Origin of the sequence: Klebsiella sp. R445 (assembly GCF_051131755.1) — a bacterium.
GTDB lineage: Bacteria > Pseudomonadota > Gammaproteobacteria > Enterobacterales > Enterobacteriaceae > Klebsiella > Klebsiella lignicola.
This window is the reverse complement of record NZ_CP180446.1, coordinates 2282953-2300240: the sequence shown is the minus strand read 5'-3', so window position 1 is coordinate 2300240 and position 17288 is coordinate 2282953. Positions and strand designations below refer to the sequence as shown.

Below are 17288 nucleotides of genomic sequence, written 5' to 3'. Positions count from 1 at the left end.
TTCCCTGTTATGAAAGGACAACACCGTCTGGATAAAATCGTCGCGTATCTGAAAAGCCATACGCTGGTTACGGTAGAGCAACTGGTTGAGGCGGTAGATGCGTCTGCGGCAACGATCCGACGTGACCTAATAAAGCTGGATGAGCAGGGCGTTATCAGCCGCAGCCATGGCGGCGTTGCGCTACGTCGCTTTGAGCCGGTGCAGCCGACTACGAATGAAAAGCAGTTACGATCGCCCGGCGAAAAAAGGGCGATCGCTCGCTATGCCGCTTCTTTGGTGCATCCCGGTGATGCAGTGGTGCTGGATGCCGGGACCACCATGCTCGAACTGGCGAAGTGCCTGACGCATTTGCCACTGCGGGTGATTACCGTGGATTTGCATATCGCCCTGTTTTTATCTGAATTCAGGCAAATCGAAGTGACCATTGTAGGTGGTCGAATCGACGACAGCAGCCAGTCTTGTATCGGTGAGTATGGCCGCAAAATGTTGCGCAGCGTTTTCCCTGATATCGCGTTTATGAGCTGTAACTCATGGAGCGCGGAAACCGGTGTCACAACGCCGACGGAAGAGAAGGCCGGACTGAAGCAGGAAATCATTGCCAATGCCCAGCGCAAGGTGCTGCTGGCAGACAGCAGCAAATACGGCGCACATTCGCTATTTACCGTAGCGCCACTGGCTGACTTTAGCGAGGTAGTGACGGACGTCAATCTGCCGCAGTCAGTACAAAGCGTGCTAAAAGGGCAGCAGGTGCCTCTCAAACTGGTTCAGCCGGAGTAACAGCGCCCGCGAGCGCTGTCATCAGCTCAGATACTCGGGATATTTCTGGCGTAGTAGATTTCGCGCATCTCTTTCCACAGCAGGCTGGTAATGGTCTTGCGCTCTTCCTCGGTCAGGTCTTCTGGCCGGGTGTGGAACATGTAGTGCTTTAGATCGAACTCTTTCAGCAGCATCTTGGTGTGGAAGATGTTTTCCTGATAGACGTTAACATCCACCATGTCATACAGCGCTTTCATATCGTCGGACATGAAATTCTGAATTGAATTGATTTCATGATCGATGAAGTGCTTCATTCCATTGATATCTCTGGTAAAACCGCGAACGCGATAATCAATAGTGACGATGTCAGATTCCAGTTGATGAATCAGATAATTCAGCGCGTTAAGCGGCGAGATCACCCCGCAGGTCGACACTTCAATATCGGCGCGGAAGGTACATAGCCCGCCTTCCGGGTGACTTTCCGGGTAGGTATGCACGCAGATATGACTTTTATCGAGATGGGCAACCACGGCGCTTGGCAGCGGACCCGGGTGCTCGGTCTGATCGATAAGCTGTGGGTCAATGGGCTCTTCACTGACCAGAATGGTGACGCTTGCACCCTGAGGTTCATAATCCTGACGCGCGATGTTCAGAATGTTGGCGCCGATAATCGAGCAGGTCTCTGACAATATTTCGGTCAGGCGGTTGGCGTTATAGAGTTCATCGATATAGGCAATGTAACCATCGCGCTCCTCTGCCGTTTTGGCATAGCAGATATCGTAGATGCAAAAACTCAGGCTCTTGGTGAGGTTGTTAAAGCCATGCAGCTTCAGTTTTTTCAATTTCGTTCACCCCCTTACTTAAGTTCGCTGGCAGCCAGCGTATCCAGCAGATATTGCGGCAGGGCGAAGGCCGCCTTATGAATCGCCGGATTGTAGTAACGACATTTCAGATTCGTTTTGTGGAAACGCGCCTGGATAATCTCATTGGACAGGTGGCGCAGGGCGTCGTTATCCGTTGCCCAGGCGAAGGTCATAATGCCGCCATAGTAGGTCGGGATGGCTGCCTGATAGAAGCTGACATCGCTGAAGTAGTTGCTGAGCTTGCGGTGACTATCGAGGGCTTCATCCTGCTGCAGGAAGCAGACGCCGTTCTGGGCAACAAAAATGCCGCCAGGGTTGAGGCAACGCTTACAGCCTTCGTAAAAGGCGGAGGTGAACAGGCTTTCACCGGGACCGATGGGGTCGGTACAGTCGGAGATGATTACGTCAAACGTTTGCGTCGTCTGGTTAACAAAATTGACGCCATCGTCAATAACCAGCGTAAACCGTGGATCGTCGTAGGCGCCTGCGCTGTGATTAGGCAGGTACTGGCGGCAGAACGAGACCACACCGGCGTCAATTTCCACCATGGTGATGGTTTCGATGGTGCTGTGGCGAGACACTTCACGCAGCATGGCACCGTCACCACCGCCGATGATGAGCACATGTTTTGCCTGGCCGTGGGCCATCAGGGGCACATGGGTCATCATTTCGTGATAGATAAACTCATCGCGTTCGGTGGTTTGTACCACGCCGTCCAGCGCCATCACGCGGCCAAAGGCGGCGTTCTCAAAAATGATCAAATCCTGGTGATCGGTTTTTTCGTGGTACAGCACCTTATCAACTGCAAAGTACTGACCAAAATGGTCGTGCAGCGTTTCATGCCACAGATTGCTATCGGCCACTGGCTGATCCTCCGTTGTTAACACCCGTTACGCCTGTATAAATAAGCGCAACATCATAGCCAACTATAGATGAGGATGCACGGTTGGTATTTCAGCAGTGTAAGTCGGGGGAGTACCCTACGCAAAACGCCTCCATAATCAGGAGGCGTCGGGGTCATGGCTTGTTGGCTGGTGGTTTTTCGGCAGTGACATCAACTATTCTGACCGTATAGACCATCGTGGCACCGGGCGGGATTTTGGGCGGAACGCCTTCACTACCGTAAGCGACATCGGGAGGGAGCACGATGGTAACAGTGCCATGGTTTTCCAGACGCTTCATGGGTTCGAGGAGCGATGGTGGATAGGCATTTAATACCTGTGACCAGACTTTTTTCTCTGCTTCCATGTCTTGAATGATGGTTCCATCGATAAGTGCTTCCTTGATTGTTACCGTGACGATATCACTGCCGAGAATCTTGCCCTTACCTGCATAATCAACGCGGCTGTAGATGCCGTTTTTAAACTTGACCCCTTTTTGTTTAGCAAACTTCTGCTGATAGGCTTTTCCATCGATAATGTTTTGTTTTTCTATCTTATATTGAATCAAAGAGACTTCTTTTGTCGCATCAATCAGCGCTGTTTTACGTGTGCTTTCATCAAGAGCAAACTTTCCAGAGAAAGAATCAGCGAAACCTTGCAGTACCACATCTTGATTGATTTTCATGCCCTGGGTATTGCGCATAGTCAGTATTTCCAGGGCACCATCACCCATAGAGACACCCATAGCGTAAGCTTGTTGCTGCGACTTTTGCGTAAGATCTATTCCCGCAGATTTTTTATCCGGTTTGGTATTTGCCTGCGCAGCCTTTAACTGGTCAAGCTCATTGATTTTGGCTTGCAGGAGTGCTTTATCTTTATCGACCTGAAGCCGGAAGGCTTCATCCTCTTGCGCCAACTGTTTTTTATTAATAATAAACGCATCAAGTTTTGCCGTGAGGGCCTGCGATCCTAACTCTGCGGTCGTTAGCTTAGCCATCAACTCTTTTTTTTCCGCTGTCGCAGTGCTGAGCTGTGCAGTTAGTGTCTGCTGAGCTGCTGTTGCAGCGTTAAGTTTTTCGGTGAGCGTTTGTGTTTGTGCCGTGGCGTTCGTGATTTTCTCGGCGAGGAGCTGTTTTTCTTGCGCCTCAGTCGTGAGTTTTAGCGTCAGAGCTTGCTGATCTGATGTCAGGGATGTGAATTTCTTAATCTGCGTCTGTTTTTCAGCTTCGGTTTTGGCCAGCAGAGCTTCAAGCTTTTGTTTTTCCGCCTCAACAGCAGCCAGGGCTATAGACTGTTTCTGAATTTTATTTTCAGTGGCATCAAGCTTAACATTCCTCTGTTTCTTATCATTGACCGCTGTGCTTTCTTTTATTATTAGTTGCTGCTTTTCTGCCAGCGCAGTCTCTAATTCTCCCTGCAATTTCTTAATTTTATCAGTAAACTCTTTTTGATTATCAGCGACAGGTATCATCTCAGATGACCTGGCGGCAAGTTGCTTCTTGAGTTGACGTATTATTTTATCTTTCTGAGCAATGACTGCATTCTGCTGTGAAGTGTTTTTTGTTTTCTGTGTGGCTGTATTATTAGTGGTTCTTGTAGTATTGCTGTTGGTTTCACTGCTTTTATGTTCAATCGATCTGTCAGCTGAATTTTTTCCCTTTTCCTGCTGCTGCTTAGCAAAAATAAGAAAGGCGGGCCCCGAATTGTCATTGTCTGAGCGGGGAACGACTCCGGTTGTGACATCTTTTTCTGCATAGGCATTAGGCACTAAAAATGATGCCAGCACGGGAGTTATCGCCAGCGCTATCACTTTGAGATTGATGGCTGTTAGTCGGTTCATAAGGGAATGTTTTCACCACGTTTGACAAGGCTGTCTATTAGCTCTTTTTCAATGTCAGCACACAGTTTGATTGACTTGAACTGATACATCGAGTCAATCCCTTGCCTGGTCGGTTCTGCAACCTTACCGCGCACGGAATTATATTGTGATGCTGCATCGATTAAAGCGGTAAAGTTATTCCCAAGTAATTCCCCTTGCTTGGGATTAACTTCTTTTAGTGATTCCAATGCTTCGCGGCAGGAATCAATTCGCTCTTGTGCAAGTTCAACGGGTTTCTGTTGGGCTTGTGATTGGTTTAATGCTGCCTCTGATGAGGGTGTTATCACTCTAGCGGATTGTCGGGATGGGTTTGTATTACAACCAACCAATAAAATGATGGTCAGAGGTGCTATACGAATTAGTTGAGATATGTTCAAGGTTATATTCCACTGATAAATAGGTGTTGATAGAAATTATTATCGCGGAATATTAACGTGCTAAAAATGAGATTGCAATAAAGTCCGATTGTTTTTTAGGTGTATTGTAAGTTCATGGGGTTGTTTTTATTTTTGGATTGTTCAGGTGTTAGGTGTGGATGTGTTAATAATCCATTGTTTTAATGGATTGTTTGTTTTTAATTGGCCGTGGCTTTTTATAATTCAGGTGATTAATTATTCTGGCGGTGGGCGATTTATTTGTATGAAATTAAAGGCTTGGGTGTTAATTGGAAAAGAATGATTAATTCATTATTAGATGTTTGCATTAGTTGATTTTATAACAGCAGGCATTCATGTTGGTTATATATGTTGGGGTTTTACCAAACATCAAACGATTAATTCTGCTGGGGAACGTAAAACAAAAATGACAATATGGCCCTGGCGTCTGCGCTCGTGCCTGCATGACGACAGACTCCATGGTTAATTTATTTCACATAAGCCAGCAGGCTTAATGAGTCACGGGCCAGGGCTTTGCATTTTTTCGTTGTGGAGATTTTGATGCCGCTGAGATCGCGGTAGCTGTCTTCACCGAGCGCTTTCATGTTGAAGCTGTCGTAGTTGCTCAGATCCCACTGGTTTTGCTGGGCAAAAAACACCAGCGCCCGACGGATTTGGGTATTGGGAAGGTTCTGGTATCCGCAGTCGTTTTTCAGAAAGACAAATACCGCCGTTAAATCAGCCATATCTTCCGCTTCGGACTCGCTTAACGCATAGCTATTGCTGGAAAGAGTAAGCAGGCTGCCGAGCACTACCGTTCTGAAAAGCGTCTTCATTTTTTTTACCATTGCATCACGGACGCTCAACGTTAGCATACTTCGTTACAGTGCGCAGAGCTTTATTCTTACTGTTCTGCTTGACCTTCCCGTTGGTGGAAGGTTTAAGCTCAAATGTTCACCAGCAGAATAAAAGGATGTGAAAATGCAACGTCGTGAATTTATCAAATTAACCGCTGCAGCCGGCGTATTGAGCGCGCTTCCGCTCTGGAGTCGCTCGGTGTTTGCCGCCAGCCGGCCGGCTCTGCCGGTACCCAATATTTTGACCGCCGACGCACGAAATCGCATCACCTTAACAATCCAGGCCGGAAAGACGCAGTTTGGTCCCCATCAGGCGACCACCTGGGGTTATAACGGAAATCTGCTGGGTCCGGCGCTGAAACTGAAAAAAGGTGAGGCGGTGACCGTCGATATTCATAACCGTCTGGCGGAAGAGACCACCGTGCACTGGCATGGCCTGGAAGTTCCCGGGGAGGTCGACGGCGGACCGCAGGGGATTATTGCAGCGGGCGCCTCCCGCAGCGTGAGTTTTACTCCCAGCCAGCGGGCCGCGACCTGTTGGTTCCACCCGCATCAGCATGGCAAAACCGGCCATCAGGTTGCCATGGGGCTGGCGGGACTGGTGCTGATATCTGATGAAGAAAGCGAACGACTGTTGCTGCCGAAGCAGTGGGGGATCGATGATGTGCCGGTGATCGTCCAGGACAAGCGCTTTACCGTGGCCGGCGAGATCGATTATCAGCTCGACATCATGAGCGCTGCCGTGGGCTGGTTTGGCGATACGCTGCTGACGAACGGAGCGCTCTACCCGGAACATGCTGCACCGCGCGGCTGGCTGCGTCTGCGCCTGCTTAACGGTTGTAATGCCCGCTCGCTCAATTTCTCCACTAGTGACAACCGACCGATGTACGTTGTCGCCAGCGATGGCGGCCTGCTTGCCGAACCGGTAAAGGTGAATGAACTGCCGGTGTTAATGGGCGAGCGTTTTGAAGTGCTGGTAGATACCCGCGACGGCAAAGCGTTCGATCTGATCACGTTGCCGGTGAGTCAGATGGGGATGGCGATTACGCCGTTCGATAAGCCACAGCCGGTATTGCGCATTCAGCCATTGACGGTTCAGGCATCCGGTACGCTTCCGGATTCACTGGTCAGCATGCCCGCGCTACCGTCGCTGGAAGGGCTGACCCAACGCACGCTGCAGCTGTCGATGGACCCGATGCTCGACATGATGGGCATGCAGGCGCTGATGCAAAAATATGGCGACCAGGCGATGGCCGGCATGGACCATGGCGGCATGATGGATCACGGCAAAATGGGCAACATGGGACAGATGAATCATGGTGATATGGGGAACATGAAGCATGGCAATATGGGGCAGATGAACCATGGCGCTAAGGGCTTTGATTTCCATAATGCCAACCGGATTAATGGCAAAGCGTTTGATATGAATACGCCGATGTTTGCCGCGACCAAAGGGCAATATGAACGCTGGGTTATTTCAGGCAAAGGCGACATGATGTTGCACCCGTTCCATATTCACGGCACCCAGTTCCGCATTCTGTCGGAAAATGGCGCTGCGCCTGCCGCTCACCGTTCGGGCTGGAAAGATACCGTGCGGGTGGAAGGTGGGGTCAGTGAAGTGTTAGTGAAGTTCGACCATGATGCGCCGAAAGAGCATGCCTATATGGCGCACTGCCACCTGCTGGAACATGAAGACACCGGGATGATGCTCGGGTTTACAGTGTAGAGCCGCGAATCGGACCCTAGTGAAACAGAGACGGCGCCGATCGGCACAATAAAAAAGGCCCGGATAATCCGGGCCTTTTGCGTTTGACGTCAGTGCTTATTTCGCATCGTCAGGCAGTGCATAAGCGACAATATAGTCGCCCATCTTCGTACCGAACGAGCCGTGACCGCCGGCGGAGATGACAACATACTGCTTGCCATTCACTTCATAGGTCATCGGCGTTGCCTGGCCGCCAGCCGGCAGGCGGGCCTGCCACAGTTTCTCACCGTTGCTCATGTTGTATGCGCGCAGGTAGTTGTCGGCGGTGGCGCCAATAAACAGCACGTTGCCGGCGGTGGAGATCGGGCCGCCCAGCATTGGCATGCCGAGGTTAAACGGCAGCTGGACAGGCATCGGGAACGGCAGGCTGTCCTGCGGGGTACCGATACGTTTTTTCCACACCACTTCGTTGGTTTTCAGATCCAGCGCTGAGATATAACCCCACGCCGGCTGTTTGCACGGCAGGCCAAACGGCGACAAGAAGGCGTTGAGGGTGACGCCGAACGGCACGCCGTACTGCGGCTGGATGCCGGATTCAGTACCCGAGCCTTTGGCGTCTTTTGGCGGTTCCATCGGGTTGCCTGGGCCGCGTGGGATCAGTTTTGAGACGAACGGCAGCGCCATCGGGTTAGCAATCGCCACCTGACGGTTTGGATCGACGGAAATACCACCCCATTCAAACATCCCCAGGTTACCCGGGAACACCAGAGTGCCCTGTTCAGACGGCGGAGTGAAGATGCCTTCATAACGCAGCTGGTGGAAGATCACGCGGCACACCAGTTGGTCGAACATGGTGGCGCCCCACATATCCGCACCGGTCAGATCTTTCTTCGGACGGAAGCTCAGGTCGGAGAACGGCTGCGTTTTCGAGACGTAATCACCTTTCGCGGCACCCTGCGGAACCGGTTTTTCCGGCGCCGGGACGACCAGCTCGCCATTACGACGGTCGAGGACGAAAATATTACCGGTCTTCGCTGGCGCGTAGATCACCGGAACGGTTTTGCCGTTAACGTCGATATCCGCCAGCGTCGGCTGGGACGGCATATCCATGTCCCACAGGTCGTGGTGAACGGTCTGATAGCTCCAGGCCAGTTTACCGGTTGTCGCATTCAGCGCCACGATAGAGCTGGCGTAGCGTTCCTGTTCCGGCGTACGGTTGCCGCCCCAGATATCCGGAGTGGTGACGCCCATCGGCAGGTACACCAGATCCAGCTTCGCATCATAGGCCGCCGGGGCCCACGAGTTCGGCGAGTTCAGCGTAAAGTGATGTTCATCATCCGGAATAGCGTTCGGATCTTTCGCACCCGGATCGAACACCCACATCAGCTTACCGGTGTTGACATCGAAGCCACGAATGACGCCTGACGGCTCGCGGGTTGAGAAGTTATCGGTCACCGCACCGGCAATGATAATGGTGGTGTCGGTCACGATCGGCGGAGATGTTGGTTCGTACATCCCCGGTGTGGTCACCGGCATATTGGTCTGCAGGTTGAGGACCCCTTTGTTGGCAAAGGATTCGCACAGCTGACCGTTGTCGGCGTTAATGGCGAACAGACGACCATCGTTGACCGGCAGAATGATACGGCGCGGGCAGTTGGCGACGACGTCAGCCGGCGCGCTGTCTGCTTTTGCTTCGTGGTAAGAAACGCCACGGCAGGTCACGTGCTGGAACGACGGGTCGGAATTCAGCTGCGGATCAAAGTGCCATTTTTCTTTACCGGTGGCGGCATCAAGCGCGAACAGACGCTGGTGAGCAGTACACAGGTACAGCATGTTGCCCACTTTAATCGGCGTCACTTCGTTGGTGATTTCGCCCGGATCGTTCGGCTGCTTCAGGTCGCCGGTGCGGAATACCCAGGCTTCCTTCAGGTTTTTCACGTTATCGGCGTTGATCTGCTTCAGCGGTGAGAAACGCTGGCCTTCCTGATTACGACCGTATGCCGGCCAGTCGCTATCGGCCACGGCGGAAATCGGTGCGGCAGGGGTGGCGTCGGCACTCAGAGTACCGTTCACTTCCTGCGGATCATTGAACGCCGCCCAGGTCAGGATACCGCCGCTGATCAGCAGAGCGACAACCAGACCGGCAACCGCCCCGCCAGACGGGAACGGCAAACGACGCCAGACAAAAGGCAGAATCAGCCAGATGCCGAAGAACACCAGAATATCGCTACGAGGTGTCAGCGCCCAGAAGTCAAAGCCGACTTCCCAGACGCCCCAGAGCATGGTGGCGAGCAGCAGTGCGGCATACAGCCAAAGTGCTGAACGCTTACCGCGCAGGAGTTTCACGGTAACGGCCAGCATCACCAGGCCGGCGATGGGGTAGTACCAGGAACCGCCAATCGCTGCCAGCCAGACTCCACCAATGAGAAGATACAGGCCACAGAATGCAGCAAAGAGCGCCGTCAGTGTCACGAGTAATCGTGATTGTTTAGATTTTGTTTCTGCCATAGAAAGAGACTCGGTTGTTTGTTAATTTTTTAAGTGCAATTAATTATAGGATTTAACAAGTGTGATCGGAATCACAAAATTGGCTTTATTATTCCCTGCATCGAATATTTCTTTTTACTGGTATACTGCATAGCTTGCCGGTCAACGTCGGTGCGCTCGCAGCGGCTTTGATGATTTATCTTAAGAATCAAATGGTTAGTTTTATGAAACATACTGTAGAAGTGATGATCCCGGAAGCCGAGATCAAAGCGCGTATTGCCGAACTGGGTCGTCAAATCAACGAATGCTATAAAGACAGCGGCAGTGAAATGGTGCTGGTGGGACTGCTGCGCGGCTCATTTATGTTTATGGCCGACCTGTGCCGTGAAGTTCAGGTCCCGCACGAAGTCGATTTTATGACCGCCTCCAGCTACGGCAGCGGCATGTCGACCACCCGTGATGTGAAAATCCTGAAAGACCTGGATGAAGACATTCGTGGTAAAGATGTACTGATTGTCGAAGACATCATCGACTCCGGTAACACGCTCTCGAAAGTGCGCGAAATTCTCAGCCTGCGCGAGCCGAAATCACTGGCGATTTGCACCTTGCTGGATAAACCAAGCCGCCGTGAAGTGAATGTCCCGGTTGAGTTCGTTGGTTTTGCGATTCCGGATGAGTTCGTGGTGGGCTACGGTATTGACTATGCTCAGCGCTATCGTCATCTGCCGTATGTCGGCAAAGTGGTGCTGCTGGACGAATAATCGCTTACCTGATCCCGGTCGCTGGCATGACGCATCGCCGGGGTTTCCCGGCGTGACGTGACGATCGGCGCCGGGGGCTAAAAGCAGGCAGGTTACTTGTGGTTGACGTGTTTGATTTTGAGGTTGGAAATCCCATGTCGATAACGCTGCTCGAGGGTTTCACGGCTGACGGCGGTAACATCAAGATCGCGTAACAGCCCGTCGTGAATACCGTAAGCCCAGCCGTGGATTGTCACTTTCTGACCGCGCTTCCATGCCGACTGCATAATGGTCGAATGCCCCAGGTTATAGACCTGCTCCATCACGTTCAGCTCACATAATGTATCCAGCCGACGGTCTTCCGGCATTTCACCCAGCAGCGAACTGTGCTTGAACCAGATATCGCGGATATGCAGCAGCCAGTTATCGATCAGCCCTAACTCGGTGTTATCAATCGCCGACTGTACGCCACCGCAGCCGTAGTGGCCGCAGATAATGATATGCTCGACTTCCAGCACGTCGACAGCATACTGCACCACGGACAGACAGTTCAGGTCGGTATGAATCACCAGATTGGCGACGTTACGATGGACGAACAGTTCGCCAGGCTCGAGGCCGGTTAACCGTTCAGCGGGAACGCGACTGTCAGAACATCCAATCCACAGAAAGCGTGGCTTCTGCGCTTGTGACAATTTTGCGAAAAAACCAGGGTCTTCTTCCACCAGCATTTTTGACCATAGTGCATTATTGCTGATGAGTGTATCTATATCATTCATGGACGTTCACAGCCTGTAACCAAGTAAGTGCGTTGGGCTAATATAGGTTAACCTTACTTTTTTTAAAACAACCCATCGCGTGTCATCACGCGAGAAGAGAAATTTAATGACCATTGCTCTTGAACTAAAACAGCTCACCAAGACCTACCCCGGCGGGGTTCAGGCGCTTCGGGGGATCGATCTGCAGGTGGAGGCGGGGGATTTTTATGCGCTTCTTGGTCCAAATGGCGCAGGGAAATCGACCACTATCGGCATCATCAGCTCGTTGGTGAATAAAACTTCCGGTCAGGTCAACGTGTTTGGCTACGACCTGCAAAAGGACGTGGTGAATGCCAAGCGCCAGCTCGGGCTGGTGCCGCAGGAGTTTAACTTCAACCCTTTTGAAACCGTCCAGCAGATCGTCGTTAACCAGGCCGGTTACTACGGTGTTGAGCGTAAAGACGCACTACTGAGAAGCGAAAAGTATCTCAAACAGCTCGATCTGTGGGAAAAACGCAACGAACGTGCGCGGATGCTGTCTGGTGGGATGAAGCGCCGTCTGATGATTGCCCGTGCGCTGATGCATGAACCGAAACTGTTGATTCTCGATGAACCGACCGCCGGCGTGGATATTGAGCTTCGCCGCTCGATGTGGGGGTTCCTCAAGGATCTGAATGATAAAGGCACCACCATTATCCTTACCACCCACTACCTGGAAGAGGCGGAGATGCTGTGCCGCAATATCGGGATTATTCAGCGCGGTGAGCTGGTGGAAAACACCTCGATGAAGGCGCTGTTGTCCAAGCTGAAATCAGAAACCTTTATCCTCGACCTGGCGCCGAAAAGCCCGCTGCCGACGCTGGAAGGCTACCAGTATCGCCTGGTGGATACGTCAACCCTGGAAGTGGAAGTGCTGCGTGAGCAGGGGATCAACAGCGTCTTTGCCCAGCTGAGCGCTCAGGGCATTCAGGTATTAAGTATGCGTAACAAAGCCAACCGTCTGGAAGAGCTGTTTGTCACGCTGGTGCATGACCGGAAAGGAGAATCAGCATGATGCAGCTTTACTGGGTCGCGCTGAAAAGCATCTGGACCAAAGAAATTCACCGCTTTATGCGCATCTGGATCCAGACGCTGGTGCCGCCGGTGATCACCATGACCCTCTATTTTGTCATTTTTGGCAACCTGATTGGCTCACGGATCGGCGAAATGCATGGCTTCACCTATATGCAGTTTATCGTACCGGGTCTGATCATGATGGCGGTGATCACCAACGCCTATGCCAACGTGGCTTCCTCCTTCTTCAGCGCAAAGTTCCAGCGCAACATTGAAGAGCTGCTGGTGGCGCCGGTGCCAACGCACGTGGTCATTGCCGGCTACGTGGGTGGTGGCGTTGCCCGTGGGCTGTGCGTGGGGATTCTGGTGACGGCGATATCGCTGTTCTTCGTACCGTTCCAGGTCCACTCGTGGCTGTTTGTGGGGCTGACGCTGGTGTTGACCGCGGTGCTGTTCTCGCTGGCGGGTTTGCTGAACGCCGTGTTTGCCAAGACCTTTGACGATATCAGCCTGATCCCGACCTTCGTGCTGACGCCGCTGACCTATCTTGGCGGGGTGTTCTATTCCCTGACCCTGCTGCCGCCATTCTGGCAGGCGCTGTCGCACCTGAACCCGATTGTCTACATGATCAGCGGGTTCCGCTACGGTTTCCTGGGGATCAACGATGTGCCGCTGATCACCACCTTTGGCGTGCTGGTGGTCTTTATCATCGCGTTTTATGTGCTGTGCTGGTATCTGATCCAGCGCGGACGCGGCCTGCGTAGCTAGCCGTCTCTCCTCAATAGCGCTTCACGCTGTGATTAGGTGAGGCGCTATCCGCTAATCTTGACGGCCATCACTCATCTGCTTTATTCCCTTTGCTACAGTATTTCCCTGCTAAGTAAGGGGACTGTCGATGCTAGGTTGGGTGATTACCTGCCATGACGAGAAAGCACAGGAATGGCTGGATCGTCTGGAAAAAAAGTTTGGGCCGCTGGCGCAATGCCGGGCGGTTAATTATTGGCGTAATTTGAGCAGCAACATGCTGAGCCGGATGATGTGCGATGCGTTGCACGCTACGGACAGCGGCGACGGCGTGATTTTCCTGACCGATAAAACCGGTGAGGCTCCCTATCGCGTCGCCGCGCTGATGAGCCACAAACATACCCACTGCGAAGTGATCTCCGGCATCAGCTATTCATTGTTGGAGCGAATGTATCTTCTGCGTACTACCCTGAGCAGCGAAGCCTTTCGCGAGACTATCGTGAGCAGCGGAGGGCCGGTGGTCAGCAGCCTCTGGCACCAACAGCAAAAAAATCCACCTTTTCGTCTGCTGCATGACGCCTTCGGGAATTAAGCGTTGGTATTGATGCCGCTTTTGTTACAATGGCGGCTGATTTCTTCACCGGCCCGCCATGCATGTTTGCCCGCATTTTTGCTCTGTTCTTGTTGCTGACGTCGGTCAGCGCCTCCGCCAGCCTGTTAAGCCAGCAGGGTTCTCCTGCACATTATATGCAAACCACCGAAGATGCGATTATCTGGGCGCAGGTCGGCAATGATGTGGTGAGCGTCGGCAATATTCGCGGCGGGCAAATTATCGCGGTGGTGCCGACGGCGGCCGATTATTATGAATTTAACTTCGGCTTCGGCACCGGCTTTATTGATAAAGGCCATCTCGAGCCTGTGCAGGGTAAGCAGCGGGTGGAGGATAACCTCGGCGATCTACATAAACCGCTGAGTAACCAGAATCTGCTGACCTGGAAAGATACCCCGGTCTACGATGCGCCGTCCGCCGGGAGCGCGCCGTTCGGCACGCTGGCAAATAATGTCCGTTACCCGGTGATCGGTAAGCTGAAGGACCGTCTGAACCAGACCTGGTTTCAGATCCGCATCGGCAACCGTCTGGCGTGGATCAGCAGCCTGGATGCCCAGGAGGATCACGGTATTCCGGTACTGACCTATCACCATATTCTGCGGGACGAAGAGAACAGCCGTTTTCGCCATACCTCTACCACGACCTCGGTCCGCGCCTTTAGCAACCAGATGACCTGGCTGCGCGACCGGGGCTACACCACGTTGAATATGTATCAGTTGGAAGGCTACCTGCGGAACAAAATCAATCTGCCAGCCCGTGCGGTGGTGATTACCTTTGATGATGGTCTGAAGTCGGTGAACCGCTACGCCTACCCGATTCTGAAACAATACGGCTTCCACGCGACGGCATTTATTATCTCGTCACGTATCAAGCGCCATCCGCAAAAATGGGACCCGAAATCACTGCAGTTTATGAGCATTTCCGAGCTGCGCCAGATTCAGGACGTCTTTGATATTCAGTCGCACACCCATTTCCTGCACCGGGTTGATGCCCAGCGCCATCCCATTCTGCTGAGCCGCAGCTATCACAATATCCTGTTCGATTTTGAACATTCCCGGCGCGCGCTGTCGCAATTTAATCCGCACGTGCTTTACCTCTCATATCCTTTCGGTGGCTACAACGCGACGGCGATCCAGGCGGCAAACGATGCCGGCTTTCATATGGCGGTCACTACGGTGAGAGGGAAAATTAAGCCGGGGGATAACCCATTCTTACTGAAAAGGCTCTATATCTTGCGTACGGATTCGCTGGAGACGATGTCGCGGCTGATCAGCAACCAGCCGCAGGGATAACCCGAAGCCCCGTTGAACCGGGGCCTGGAGAGGGTTCAGGCAACCTGAACCGGAATGGCTTTGGCCTGGCGCTTCATTTCGTTGTCGCCTTCGAAATAGGCTACTTTCGGCTGCCAGCGGCGAGCTTCTTCATCAGGCATGGTGACGAAGCTGGCGATGATCAGAATATCTCCAACGCTTGCGCAGTGCGCGGCGGCGCCGTTCACCGAGATGATTCTGGAGCCACGTTCTGCCGCAATGGCGTAGGTGGAGAAACGGTTGCCATTGGTCACGTTCCAGATGTGGATCGCTTCGTTCTCAAGAATACCGGAAGCATCGAGAAAATCCTGGTCAATGGCGCAAGAACCTTCATAGTGCAGGTCGGCCTGCGTGACTTTAACGCGGTGGAGTTTACCCTGCAGCATATTACGAATCATGATATCTACCTTTATTCCCGTGGTGCATCAGCGTGCGCTGGTCGTCTGGATGCGTCAGGGGTTATACCTTAACGATACGAAGCGGATTTAACACCCGCCTGGCGTAAATGCCCGGCAATATTGCCAGATTTTTAACCCTTGTCTACTGGCTCAGCGCCACGATGTGGTTATCGATCAACCGCGCCTGGCCCAGCCACGCCGCCATCAGGATCACCGCATTTTTGCTGGTCTCCGTCAGCTCCAGTAGCGTATCCGCATCGCGGATCTGGATATCATCAGCGCGGAAGCCTTTCTCGTTCAGCTCCTGCCCGGCAAGGGTGATGATTTCATCGAGGTTACGGTCGCCGGCGGCAAGTTTGTCGGCCACGGTGCTCAGTACCTTGTACAGACCCGGCGCAATCTTACGCTGTTCCGCGGTGAGGTAGCCGTTGCGTGAGCTCAGCGCTAAACCATCTTTGGCGCGAATAATCGGTACACCGATGATGTCGATGTCGTAGCCCATATCGGCCACCATTTTACGAATTAGCGCCAGCTGCTGGAAATCCTTCTCGCCGAAGCAGGCGATGTCCGGCTGAATCAGGTTAAACAGTTTGCTGACGATGGTCGATACACCACGGAAGTGGCCCGGACGGCTGGCGCCTTCCAGCATGGTCGACAGGCCGGGAACATCGACATAGGTCTGGCTTTCGGTACCGTTGGGATAGATCTCTGCGACTGCCGGGGCGAAAACGAAATCCACCTTACGCTTGTTCAGCTTTTCGCAATCATCCTGCAGCGTACGCGGGTAGCGCTGCAGATCCTCGGGGCGGTCAAACTGCATCGGGTTGACGAAAATACTGACCACCACGACATCCGCGCTGGCTTTCGCTTTATCCACCAGCTGCATATGGCCGTCATGGAGATTGCCCATGGTAGGCACCAGTGCGATACGCTTGCCTTCCTGACGTAAGCGGCGGATATGCTGGCGCAGCAGCGGCAGAGATTCAATAATCAACACAACAAGACTCCTTAATGGAAACTGTGTTCTTCGCCCGGATAGACGCCGGACTCCACTTCGGCAATATACTGCCGCACGGCGGCGCGCATGTCGCCCGCTTCAGCGAGGAAATTTTTCGCAAATTTCGGGATATGGCCGCCGGTAATGCCGAAGGCGTCATGCATGACGAGGATCTGCCCGTCGGTCACGTTGCCTGCGCCAATACCGATTACCGGTATCGTTAAGGCTTCGGTGATCCGCTGCGCCAGCGCCACCGGGACGCACTCAAGAACCAGCAGCTGCGCACCGGCCGCTTCTAAGGCCAGCGCGTCTTCAAACAGCGACTGCGCCGCATCGCCGCGACCCTGCACCTTATAGCCGCCAAAGATGTTGACCGACTGCGGCGTCAGGCCCAGATGACCACAGACCGGGACCGCGCGTTGTGCCAGCATTTTCACGGTATCCGCCAGCCATGCGCCGCCTTCCAGTTTGACCATGTTGGCCCCGGCACGCATCACCAGAGCGGCGTTGGCAAAGGTCTGTTCCGGCGTGGCATAGGCCATAAACGGCAGGTCAGCGAGCAGCAGGCAGTGTGGCGCGCCACGACGGACCGCCTGGGTGTGATAGGCAATGTCTTCCACGGTCACCGGTAAAGTCGAGTCGTGCCCTTGTACCGTCATACCCAGCGAGTCGCCTACCAGCATCACGTTGATCCCTTCATCGGCAAACAGCTTCGCAAAACTGTAGTCATAGGCGGTGATGGTGGCGAAGCGCTGCTTCTCCTGTTTGCATTTCTGCAGCAGGGCGATAGTGGTCGGTTTCATAACGTTTCCTGATGATGAAAGTCATTTTAACCGGCATTCTAACAGTCGCATTGAAGGGGGCAATGGTTTTAGGCAA

General features: G+C 53.0%; 17 protein-coding genes. 7 read left to right on the top strand and 10 right to left on the bottom strand.

The window, feature by feature from the left end:
- The first annotated feature begins 9 nt into the window (after positions 1 to 9).
- A complete protein-coding gene (locus ACMYSN_RS10740; RefSeq protein WP_462497975.1) occupies positions 10 to 777 on the top strand; it encodes a DeoR/GlpR family DNA-binding transcription regulator in 768 nt (255 codons plus the stop codon).
- A gap of 26 nt (positions 778 to 803) precedes the next feature.
- Here ACMYSN_RS10740 and speD read toward each other — a convergent pair whose 3' ends face one another.
- The 5 genes from speD to ACMYSN_RS10715 form a co-directional block, all read right to left on the bottom strand.
- Positions 804 to 1598, bottom strand: coding sequence for an S-adenosylmethionine decarboxylase (gene speD, locus ACMYSN_RS10735; RefSeq protein WP_462497974.1), 795 nt, complete (start codon positions 1596 to 1598; stop codon positions 804 to 806).
- Between the two features lie 14 nt (positions 1599 to 1612).
- On the bottom strand, positions 1613 to 2482 hold the full coding sequence (gene speE, locus ACMYSN_RS10730; RefSeq protein ID WP_462497973.1) for a spermidine synthase: 870 nt from the start codon (positions 2480 to 2482) through the stop codon (positions 1613 to 1615).
- 154 nt (positions 2483 to 2636) lie between these two features.
- Positions 2637 to 4340 (bottom strand): FKBP-type peptidyl-prolyl cis-trans isomerase N-terminal domain-containing protein, encoded by a 1704-nt coding sequence (locus ACMYSN_RS10725; protein ID WP_462497972.1) that lies wholly within the window; start codon positions 4338 to 4340, stop codon positions 2637 to 2639.
- The gene (locus ACMYSN_RS10720; protein WP_462497971.1) at positions 4337 to 4756 is read right to left on the bottom strand and encodes a hypothetical protein; all 420 of its coding nucleotides are present in this window, start codon (positions 4754 to 4756) and stop codon (positions 4337 to 4339) included. Before ACMYSN_RS10720 ends, ACMYSN_RS10725 begins: the two co-directional genes overlap by 4 nt.
- A gap of 485 nt (positions 4757 to 5241) precedes the next feature.
- The gene (locus ACMYSN_RS10715; RefSeq protein WP_123757459.1) at positions 5242 to 5589 is read right to left on the bottom strand and encodes a YacC family pilotin-like protein; all 348 of its coding nucleotides are present in this window, start codon (positions 5587 to 5589) and stop codon (positions 5242 to 5244) included.
- Positions 5590 to 5734: 145 nt separating this feature from the next.
- Here ACMYSN_RS10715 and cueO point away from each other — a divergent pair, with 145 nt between their 5' ends.
- A complete protein-coding gene (gene cueO / locus ACMYSN_RS10710) occupies positions 5735 to 7336 on the top strand; it encodes a multicopper oxidase CueO (protein ID WP_462497970.1) in 1602 nt (533 codons plus the stop codon).
- Positions 7337 to 7432: 96 nt separating this feature from the next.
- On the opposite strand, the gene ACMYSN_RS10705 is transcribed toward cueO, so the two are convergent.
- Entirely contained in the window at positions 7433 to 9823 is a 2391-nt protein-coding gene (locus ACMYSN_RS10705; RefSeq protein WP_462497969.1) for a glucose/quinate/shikimate family membrane-bound PQQ-dependent dehydrogenase, read from the bottom strand.
- A gap of 203 nt (positions 9824 to 10026) precedes the next feature.
- Here ACMYSN_RS10705 and hpt point away from each other — a divergent pair, with 203 nt between their 5' ends.
- Entirely contained in the window at positions 10027 to 10563 is a 537-nt protein-coding gene (gene hpt / locus ACMYSN_RS10700; RefSeq protein WP_015585135.1) for a hypoxanthine phosphoribosyltransferase, read from the top strand.
- Between the two features lie 92 nt (positions 10564 to 10655).
- Here hpt and can read toward each other — a convergent pair whose 3' ends face one another.
- On the bottom strand, positions 10656 to 11318 hold the full coding sequence (gene can / locus ACMYSN_RS10695) for a carbonate dehydratase (protein ID WP_123757454.1): 663 nt from the start codon (positions 11316 to 11318) through the stop codon (positions 10656 to 10658).
- 106 nt (positions 11319 to 11424) lie between these two features.
- Here can and ACMYSN_RS10690 point away from each other — a divergent pair, with 106 nt between their 5' ends.
- The 4 genes from ACMYSN_RS10690 to ACMYSN_RS10675 all read left to right on the top strand — a co-directional run bounded on the left by ACMYSN_RS10690 (position 11425) and on the right by ACMYSN_RS10675 (position 14996).
- Positions 11425 to 12351: an ABC transporter ATP-binding protein gene (locus ACMYSN_RS10690; RefSeq protein ID WP_123757453.1), complete on the top strand. Its 927-nt coding sequence runs from the start codon at positions 11425 to 11427 to the stop codon at positions 12349 to 12351.
- On the top strand, positions 12348 to 13118 hold the full coding sequence (locus ACMYSN_RS10685; protein ID WP_123757452.1) for an ABC transporter permease: 771 nt from the start codon (positions 12348 to 12350) through the stop codon (positions 13116 to 13118). The genes ACMYSN_RS10690 and ACMYSN_RS10685 overlap by 4 nt, the downstream gene beginning before the upstream one ends.
- 127 nt (positions 13119 to 13245) lie before the next feature.
- Positions 13246 to 13686, top strand: coding sequence for a PTS sugar transporter subunit IIA (locus tag ACMYSN_RS10680; protein WP_462497968.1), 441 nt, complete (start codon positions 13246 to 13248; stop codon positions 13684 to 13686).
- A 62-nt stretch (positions 13687 to 13748) separates the two neighbouring features.
- Complete coding sequence (locus tag ACMYSN_RS10675) at positions 13749 to 14996, top strand: polysaccharide deacetylase family protein (RefSeq protein WP_462497967.1); 1248 nt, start codon at positions 13749 to 13751, stop codon at positions 14994 to 14996.
- Between the two features lie 35 nt (positions 14997 to 15031).
- Here ACMYSN_RS10675 and panD read toward each other — a convergent pair whose 3' ends face one another.
- From panD to panB, 3 genes are all read right to left on the bottom strand, one after another.
- Positions 15032 to 15412 carry an aspartate 1-decarboxylase gene (gene panD, locus ACMYSN_RS10670; RefSeq protein WP_004858002.1) on the bottom strand — a complete coding sequence of 127 codons (381 nt, stop codon included), beginning with the start codon at positions 15410 to 15412 and terminating at the stop codon, positions 15032 to 15034.
- A 142-nt stretch (positions 15413 to 15554) separates the two neighbouring features.
- On the bottom strand, positions 15555 to 16409 hold the full coding sequence (gene panC / locus ACMYSN_RS10665) for a pantoate--beta-alanine ligase (protein WP_123757450.1): 855 nt from the start codon (positions 16407 to 16409) through the stop codon (positions 15555 to 15557).
- Positions 16410 to 16420: 11 nt separating this feature from the next.
- Positions 16421 to 17212, bottom strand: a complete 792-nt coding sequence (panB, locus tag ACMYSN_RS10660) for a 3-methyl-2-oxobutanoate hydroxymethyltransferase (RefSeq protein WP_123757449.1) — start codon at positions 17210 to 17212, stop codon at positions 16421 to 16423.
- Positions 17213 to 17288: the final 76 nt, after the last annotated feature.